Below are 7,549 nucleotides of genomic sequence, written 5' to 3' on the forward strand. Positions count from 1 at the left end.
TGTAACAAAATCAAAAGCGTATGGAACAAAGAAAGGACATAATGACAGGTATTATCAGAATCTTAATTCTGTTTATTGTAGGTAGTATATTTCTGGCCATAGCCGGATATATCCTTTCCTTTGTCATTGATATTATTGGCCGTATTATAGTCTTTGTACTTCAGTGGGCTGTTTTCGGTGGTATTGCCTGGTATGGCTATAAGTATTTCAAGAAACCTAAACCGAAGGAGAAACCAGCTGAAGTAATACCTGAAGAAGCTATACGGTTATATACATCTTCAGGACAGCCGATTGTTATCGGAAACCCTTTCAGGGGTATTTTTGTTTTGGGTGCTGCCGGATCTGGAAAGTCTGAAAGTATAGCTGTTCCGTTATTATCGGAGTTTATCAGAAACGGTTTTTCCGGTCTTGTATATGATTTTAAGTTCCCTACTTTGGGGAAAGATGTACAGTCTTTTATCAGTGCAAACGGGAACGAGATAAAGCACCATTATATAGACTTGAATAACCCGGAACAGTCACCGAGAGTAAATCCTATACAGCCAGACTATTTGTTGAATACAAGCTATGCCAGAGAGTTTGCACAGGCTATTGTGGCCAACCTGATAAAAGAGAGTATAAAGAAGCCTGATTTCTGGAACAGGTCGGCAACAGACCTTCTAACAGCCTGTATCTGGTACCTGAAAGAAGAACACCCGGCTATGTGTGATATACCTCATGTGTGCGCTTTGGTATCGAGTAAGGACGAGGATCTTCTCCGGCTTTTGCAGAAGAATCCGCAAACTGCACAAATGACAATGAGTATTTTCAGTGCAATGGAGAGGGGAGCAGACGGACAAGTCAGCGGAGTTGTTGGAACTTTGCAGTCTGCAATAGCACAGATAAACACTCCGGAACTGATGTATATTTTTGGTGGAAACGATTTTTCTCTGGATCTGAACAATCCTTCTTCTCCAGCTATTGTAACCGTAGGGACATATCCTACCCTTGTACAGACCTTTGCACCGTTATGCAGTCTTATTATAACAGTGGCCACAAAGCTGATGAACCAACCCGGTAAAGTTCCTTCTTTTGTAATGATCGACGAAGCTCCGACTGTATATATACCTGGTCTTGACATATTGCCGAACACGGGACGAAGCAATAAAATATCTACAGTTCTGATGTGCCAGGATTTTGCACAGCTTTCTGACGGTTACGGCAAGGAAAAGGCCGATGTGCTGTTTGCGTCCTGTAATACCCACTTTTATGGTAGGGTATCTTCGAGCATAACGGCAGAAAGACTTTCTCGCCAATTTGGGAAGGAAGATAAAGTCTATACAACCGCATCACAATCGAGAACAGGCTTTCACCGGACTTCAGGAACCAGCGAATCAGTACAGGAAAGGGACGCAGCCAAACCTTCCAGCTTCCTTTCTCTGGAGCCTGGGGAGTTTTACGGTATAGCGGTGGAAAGCAATGTGCCGTTTTTCCGAAAGAAGTTCAGACAGGCAGAACGGCCAATCCCGGTACAGCTGGAGAAGCTGAGCCATGCTGAAAGCATACAGGAATACACTCTGAAGGTAAGGGAGGATATAAAGTCTATACTTTACGCACTGAAGCCTGATGAACCGGAAGAACAGCATAAACCAGATATCCCTTCAGATATTAAGTTCAAAGGCTTTTCCGTTGATTGATAAGAAAACAGCCAAGACAATCTTGGCTGTTTTTTATAAAGTTGAAGAAGTCAGAGGTTATATTTAATACCAAAAATATAAGAAACCACTACCGTTTTTACATCAGCTTCAGGATATTTGTTTTTGTAGTATTCCGTTAAGTCTTTAATATGTTCAGCGGTTTTCTTCTTTTTTATACAGAACTTATCACTCCAAATTTCGGAAGAACCTTATTTTCTGCGCTGTTTATCGGTTGCCTTATTTGTTATAGTTGTCTCTTTTGATGACTGTATATAACTACGCAAAATTAGGTATAGACCTAATACAATAAAAGGGATACTCAAAACTTGTCCCATATTGAAAAACATCGAATCTTCGAAACCTTTTTGATTTTCCTTTGTGTATTCTAAAAGGAATCGCATGAGAAAAATTGCAAAAATACTAAAGCCAAAATAGAAATAACTTCCGACTTTAAACAACTGTCTTTTATATTTGTATAAAGAATAAATAATCAGGAAAATAATAAAATAACTTATTGACTCATAAAGTTGTGATGGATGTCTGGGTAAATCATCAACGTACCTGAAAATAAAGGCCCACGGCAAATCTGTCGGACGTCCAATAATTTCAGAGTTCATTAAATTAGAGATTCTTATAAAAGCTCCGCCTAATGGGGCCAAGATAGCTATGATGTCTATTATCTTCGGGAATGGGATATGAACTTTCCGTGAATATAATAACATGGCAATGAACAAACCTATTGCACCTCCGTGGCTAGCCAAGCCTTTGTATCCTATAAACTCGTAAACACCATTAACATTTTCTCTAAATGGTATGAATATTTCAATTATATGAGAAGAAAAATATTCAAAATCATAAAACAGGCAGTGCCCGAGTCTTGCCCCTCCGAAAATACCAATAACTGCGTATATAAAAAGCTTCTCCATTGCATCAGGAGTATAAATCTTTTCCTTCTTGTATATATGGCCAATTATGTAGTAACACAAGGCAAGCCCAGTAACAAAAATCAAACCATAATATTGAATCTTAACTGGGCCAAGGCTAAATATTACAGGGTCTATATCCCAATTTATGTATAATATTGGATTCATTGTATTTGAAATTTGTAATTCTGTATTAACATGACTTTTTATTATTCATATTCCCCTTCGAAATGATAAACAAGGCGAGGGAAGTCATCATATTTCTTTCCGTCTACCCATAACTCCAAAGGTGACATATTGAAATTCATAGAGTTCATATAAGTCACTGCATCACCGCCATAGTTCATGGAAAATACAAGACGAATGGAAGGAGGCGCTCCATATCCACCTAATATAGTGACATCTTTTGGATACAATACAAAGTGAATGCAACCAGAATCCCATTGTAAAAATTCATATCCGGCCATAACAGGCACTTCACCTATCTCCCGCAAACGTTCTGCAATTGTTTCGTCTGGAATCAGATCCGATAGGGGCAGTAATGACATATTGAATTTGAGTGAATCACGCGAAACAACTACTGCATTTTGCTGTTCTGTTATATTTGAACCTTGATAATAGGCTACTTGTACAGTGCCATGATAGGTTCCTTTTATGTCGAATAGCATCTGTTGTATTTCTTCTTTAGAAAACCCCTCTTCGTCTTTGTTGCAACTTGTAAGGCTAAGTACACTAAGGAATAATATTAGTATTCCGAAAAAATCCTTTGTTTTCATATTACTTTGATTAAATAGTTTATAGTTCTGTATTAACTTTTATTTTCCCGAATGTTTTCTGTTCGTCACGCACCCGGCACAGTTCCCGGTGTGCTTTTTCCTTATATTCCTGAAGAACTTTGATTTCGTTACGCAATCGGTTGTTTTCTTCCTGAAGAACCTGGAGCTCTTTAGCCTGTTCTTCAGACTTCATTTCAGCACGTACCTTTTCTTCTGCTGCCTTTGCGATAAGCTCTGGAGCCGGAAGCTGTTTTGCTGTCTGTTCCCGGACCGCCTGTAGTAGTTGGCGAATAGCTTCTGTTCCCTCATTGCTTGTCTGCATGGTCGCTTTAACTTCATTCAATTCTCCGATGATCTTTTCCAATGGGGAGTAATCAAGTGCGTTACTCTTCAGGTCGAAACCTGTGCGTTCAAAGTATTCCAGGGCGAGAGAAACGAACTCTTTCCGTAATATGCCGTTTGCCCGGCAGTATATCTCCAGCCGTTCAGATGTTTCTCCGCTTATTGAGATTGTAGTCTTTTCCGGCTTGCTTTTGGGTTGTATGGTTACTTTATCTGTCATACCTTAACCGATTGATATAAATATGCTTATAATATGCTTGATATGCTGGTTTTATGCTTCTTTTTAATTAAATATGCTGTAAATATACTGAATATTCCTGAAATATATTCAGGTTACTTGGCCTTTTCTTCGCTTAAAGTGATATGAGAATCCACAAAGCACCCTCCAAAGCCGGATAAGGCGTTTGGTTGCGTGTAAGTGACCGTTACAAGGGTTTGTCCCATGAATGTCTCAATCTTGTCTATAATGGCTTCCATTGGCTTTCCTAAGCCTGTAGCTTCAGCTGATACCAATATCAAATCTCCTTCTTTCATATCGTTGTTTTTTGATTGTGTAACATAATCAAAGTTCTTCCTTGTCTTTTACTTTTCCCTTCAGTGCGTTTATTATATACCCTTTAGGGTTCTTTTTATCCCTTGATTTTCCCTTCAGGGTTGAAAGCTCCAGCATTAAATCAAGTTTCTTCTGTGCATCCCTGAAGAGGTCTATGTTGTTTCTTATTTCCTGGTCTGTGAAAAGAAGCTCTTGCTTTAGATAGTTTCTGATAAGCCTGTCCAGATCCCAGCCCAGACTGACCTGTTTTTGTAGTTCGTGCTTTTCAAGTTCTTCATCCCTGTGTTCCGGTTGGTATTTGGGATACAGTTTCAGTGAATGAAAAGAACGACCTTCTTTCAGAATTTTGTATTCAAACGAATATGGACTTTTTGCGTCCAGTTCTTCTTTAGCTGGGACTATGATTCTTTTTATGAAATCCGGGTTACGTTTGTATTTGTCCTGTACACCAAACATGATTTTCAGATCCTCTATACTGTAAATCAAAGGCCTTTCTTGACCACTCATGAGTTCATAGAAACGCATCGAGTACTGACTTGTAAACTCCATGGCCGTTTTAAGTTCATACTTCCTGAAGCCCTTTGAAAAATTAAGTACGGCATTATATACTTCAGGTTGTATTTCAAATCTTACCCAGCCTCTTTTGTAATTGAATTGTGGCTTCTCGATAATACCTATCACCTTCCATATTTGCCCATCATCGAACTCAAAAGACTTATTTCTAAGGTCTAACAGCGCTTTTTTGACACGGGTGTAGTTCTCGTCATCATCGTTGGCTAAAAACGCAGAAATGGGCATTAAAACAACTCTATCATCGTATAACGTCTTTTCTATACGTAGTCCAGGATAAAGCTTTTTACCTTCTATCTCACACTGCATTGCTTCCACAAGCCTGTACAGAATGCGTTTTTCGTACACTGAAAAATCATACTTAGATACAGTCATTAAATAGCTCTGTATCACATCTTTGTTTGTTATTTTTATAGCCATACTCCTTTGTTTTTAAAAAACGACAAAATGAATGTTCGCAAATATAGAAATTAAAAACGACATTTAAAAATGTATGTCGTCGTAAACATTCAAAAAGTCGTTTTTAAAGGCGAAAAAAACATTCAAAAAGTCGTTTATAACATTCAAAAAGTCGTTTTTCGAGCGTTTTTACTCTTTATAACGATTTGTTATTCAGTATTTTATAAATGATTTTTCAAAAGTTGATAAGCATATAATAAGCAATGCTTAAAAACAAGTCATAAAATTTTAGCCTGAATGTGGCTTCCAGACCTCCAAATCCGTGAAAAACGAGTTTTTGAATGTTTGTGAAAGCAAAGCAAAAGCCAGCGCAGCGTTTTTTTAGGAACGAATTTTCCGCGCGTGTACACAAATAAGTACACAAAACTTTTGCTTTATTGATTTTTATCCCTATTTTTGCGGTGTAAACCAATATATTAGAACTATGCAGATTGTTACAACACGCGAATTTCGTGCCAATCAGAAGAAATACTTCGAAATGGCAGAGACGGAAACGATCCTGGTCTCCAGACGCAATGCAGCCCCTATTATGGTGTGTGCAGTCAGAGAAGGTGATTTCCCTTCAAAGGAAGAACTTGCGGCCATCCAGAGAGGTATTGAAGATATCCGGAACGGAAATACCTTCAGAATGGCCAAGAATGAGTCTCTGGATGATTTTCTTAACCGTATAGAGGGTGAAGGCAATGTATGAGATAGAATTTTCCAAAGAAGCGGTAAAACATGTCCTGTTAATGAGAAAATCCTCTCCGCAGCTTTTCAAGAAGCTGGAGAAGCTGCTTGATGAACTCAGAGAACACCCATATACGGGTACAGGACATCCGGAACAGTTGAGATACCTGGAGGGTGTCTGGTCAAGGCAGCTGGACAAGAAGAACCGTATCAGGTATATGGTCAACGAGACTACCGTAATTGTGTTCATCATTTCAGCCTGGGGACATTATGACGACAAATGAAGGATTGCAGTATGTGCCGTTTTGGAACTTACTGCAATCCTTTTGAATTTGTGACAGAATCAAAATAACTTATATCATATACCCAATTAAACGGCTGCACTCGTCGGGAGTGTTGGTACACCCCCTTGCCGTGCGGCGCTCCCCGACCGATGAGTTTTTTGTGGTGTTCCGGACATGTTCTGTTGTGCGGTTTTGTTGGGTAATTCTGTTGTGTACCGGGTGTGCGGTTTTCGTGGGTGTTAGCGTGTGTGGGATAGGTTCTATCTCTCCCCGTCCCCTTTGCTCATTTCGCGCTGGGGAGGGTGTTCGATAGAACAGCAAGAGGAAACCGGGCAAGCCCTGTTTTTCCCTCTTGCCCTACGGGGTTTTTAGCTGTAAATCAGCTATTTAAGAAATTATACTAATATAATTTGGTTATAATGAATAAATATACTATCTTGTAAACCAATAAGTTAGTATATTAATTCATTATAATAAGCCTTATAATATCATGGAAAAAGACAACAAAACAACGGTAGCAGTAGAACGTACTACTTTTACTAAACTTGACCGTCTGGCCAAGGCAAACAATGTGTCAAAAATGGAGTTCCTTACACATGCCATAAACTATTTTGAGAAGTACGGTATAAACCCGGTCGAGCATGAAAGCCCGGCACAGGAAATGCAGAAGCTTATCAAGCGCATGGATCAGGTGTTCGCATTCCTGAAGAAACAGGAAACGGATCTTGTGCGTCCGGCTTGTGAAGCTCTGGCCGGAGCCAGCACACAGATAACCATAAGCCTTTCATCCTTACTTTCGGAAGAAAAGTTCAGGCGGTTCCTGAAGGAGAACAGCGAACTTTTCATCGAGGTAATGAATCAATCCAGCGAAAAGGGAAAAGCTATTGACAGAGCTGAAAGAGCGGTACGGGATTCTGATGCAACTATCAGGAAGAACCAGCAGGCCATTTTCAAGCGGATAGAAGCCAACGAAACAGCACAACTTAAAGCCATGCAACATATAGTTTCCTTCCTCGATGCAAAAGGAAAGACCGGGCTGCTCGATGATATAAACAAGGTCTATGAGAGGGAAAAGGAAAGGAGGGGACTATGAATATAAAAATTCAGGGTGGCGGTTCCGGGACCTATGCCAATACAGGGAGCTGCACAGGAGTAACGACCTACCTCCAGCATGAGGATCTGGAGCGCATGAAGAACGGCCAGGAAGTGCAGCCGTTTTTCAATAACTCACGTGACTATATAAGCGCACAGGAAGTAACCTTTAAGATAGACAACAACAAGGCAAAATTAAGCCGGA

10 protein-coding genes are annotated in these 7,549 nt (G+C 39.8%); 5 read left to right on the plus strand and 5 right to left on the minus strand.

All coding sequences use genetic code 11. The annotated features are described in order from the left end of the window. The first annotated feature begins 20 nt into the window (after window positions 1-20). Window positions 21-1,676, plus strand: a complete 1,656-nt coding sequence (locus B5F78_RS15325; RefSeq protein ID WP_087407143.1) for a type IV secretory system conjugative DNA transfer family protein — start codon at window positions 21-23, stop codon at window positions 1,674-1,676. Between the two features lie 209 nt (window positions 1,677-1,885). On the opposite strand, the gene lgt is transcribed toward B5F78_RS15325, so the two are convergent. The 5 genes from lgt to B5F78_RS15350 form a co-directional block, all read right to left on the minus strand. Further along, a complete protein-coding gene (gene lgt / locus B5F78_RS15330; protein ID WP_087407144.1) occupies window positions 1,886-2,767 on the minus strand; it encodes a prolipoprotein diacylglyceryl transferase in 882 nt (293 codons plus the stop codon). Window positions 2,768-2,808: 41 nt separating this feature from the next. After that, window positions 2,809-3,375 (minus strand): DUF4840 domain-containing protein, encoded by a 567-nt coding sequence (locus B5F78_RS15335; RefSeq protein WP_087407145.1) that lies wholly within the window; start codon window positions 3,373-3,375, stop codon window positions 2,809-2,811. 19 nt (window positions 3,376-3,394) lie between these two features. Continuing rightward, window positions 3,395-3,937: a BfmA/BtgA family mobilization protein gene (locus B5F78_RS15340; RefSeq protein ID WP_087407146.1), complete on the minus strand. Its 543-nt coding sequence runs from the start codon at window positions 3,935-3,937 to the stop codon at window positions 3,395-3,397. Window positions 3,938-4,050: 113 nt separating this feature from the next. After that, on the minus strand, window positions 4,051-4,251 hold the full coding sequence (locus B5F78_RS15345) for a hypothetical protein (protein WP_032530139.1): 201 nt from the start codon (window positions 4,249-4,251) through the stop codon (window positions 4,051-4,053). Window positions 4,252-4,279: 28 nt separating this feature from the next. Next, window positions 4,280-5,260 (minus strand): replication initiation protein, encoded by a 981-nt coding sequence (locus tag B5F78_RS15350; protein ID WP_032530138.1) that lies wholly within the window; start codon window positions 5,258-5,260, stop codon window positions 4,280-4,282. 463 nt (window positions 5,261-5,723) lie between these two features. Between B5F78_RS15350 and B5F78_RS15355 the strand changes: the two genes are divergently transcribed. From B5F78_RS15355 to B5F78_RS15370, 4 genes are all read left to right on the plus strand, one after another. Next, window positions 5,724-5,990 (plus strand): hypothetical protein, encoded by a 267-nt coding sequence (locus B5F78_RS15355; RefSeq protein ID WP_005812757.1) that lies wholly within the window; start codon window positions 5,724-5,726, stop codon window positions 5,988-5,990. Beyond that, window positions 5,983-6,252: a Txe/YoeB family addiction module toxin gene (locus B5F78_RS15360; protein WP_032530137.1), complete on the plus strand. Its 270-nt coding sequence runs from the start codon at window positions 5,983-5,985 to the stop codon at window positions 6,250-6,252. Before B5F78_RS15355 ends, B5F78_RS15360 begins: the two co-directional genes overlap by 8 nt. A gap of 490 nt (window positions 6,253-6,742) precedes the next feature. Further along, window positions 6,743-7,345: a BfmA/BtgA family mobilization protein gene (locus B5F78_RS15365; RefSeq protein ID WP_087407147.1), complete on the plus strand. Its 603-nt coding sequence runs from the start codon at window positions 6,743-6,745 to the stop codon at window positions 7,343-7,345. Continuing rightward, window positions 7,342-7,549 (plus strand): DUF5712 family protein (locus B5F78_RS15370; protein WP_241148274.1); only part of this gene is annotated, 208 nt, incomplete at its 3' end. The genes B5F78_RS15365 and B5F78_RS15370, both read left to right, overlap by 4 nt.

It is taken from the genome of Bacteroides sp. An279 (genome assembly GCF_002159615.1).
GTDB lineage: Bacteria > Bacteroidota > Bacteroidia > Bacteroidales > Bacteroidaceae > Phocaeicola > Phocaeicola intestinalis.

Coding starts and splice junctions, on each gene's coding strand:
- B5F78_RS15325 (WP_087407143.1), top strand. CDS start 21: ATGGAACAAAGAAAGGACATAATGACAGGTATTATCAGAATCTTAATT.
- lgt (WP_087407144.1), bottom strand. CDS start 2,767: ATGAATCCAATATTATACATAAATTGGGATATAGACCCTGTAATATTT.
- B5F78_RS15335 (WP_087407145.1), bottom strand. CDS start 3,375: ATGAAAACAAAGGATTTTTTCGGAATACTAATATTATTCCTTAGTGTA.
- B5F78_RS15340 (WP_087407146.1), bottom strand. CDS start 3,937: ATGACAGATAAAGTAACCATACAACCCAAAAGCAAGCCGGAAAAGACT.
- B5F78_RS15345 (WP_032530139.1), bottom strand. CDS start 4,251: ATGAAAGAAGGAGATTTGATATTGGTATCAGCTGAAGCTACAGGCTTA.
- B5F78_RS15350 (WP_032530138.1), bottom strand. CDS start 5,260: ATGGCTATAAAAATAACAAACAAAGATGTGATACAGAGCTATTTAATG.
- B5F78_RS15355 (WP_005812757.1), top strand. CDS start 5,724: ATGCAGATTGTTACAACACGCGAATTTCGTGCCAATCAGAAGAAATAC.
- B5F78_RS15360 (WP_032530137.1), top strand. CDS start 5,983: ATGTATGAGATAGAATTTTCCAAAGAAGCGGTAAAACATGTCCTGTTA.
- B5F78_RS15365 (WP_087407147.1), top strand. CDS start 6,743: ATGGAAAAAGACAACAAAACAACGGTAGCAGTAGAACGTACTACTTTT.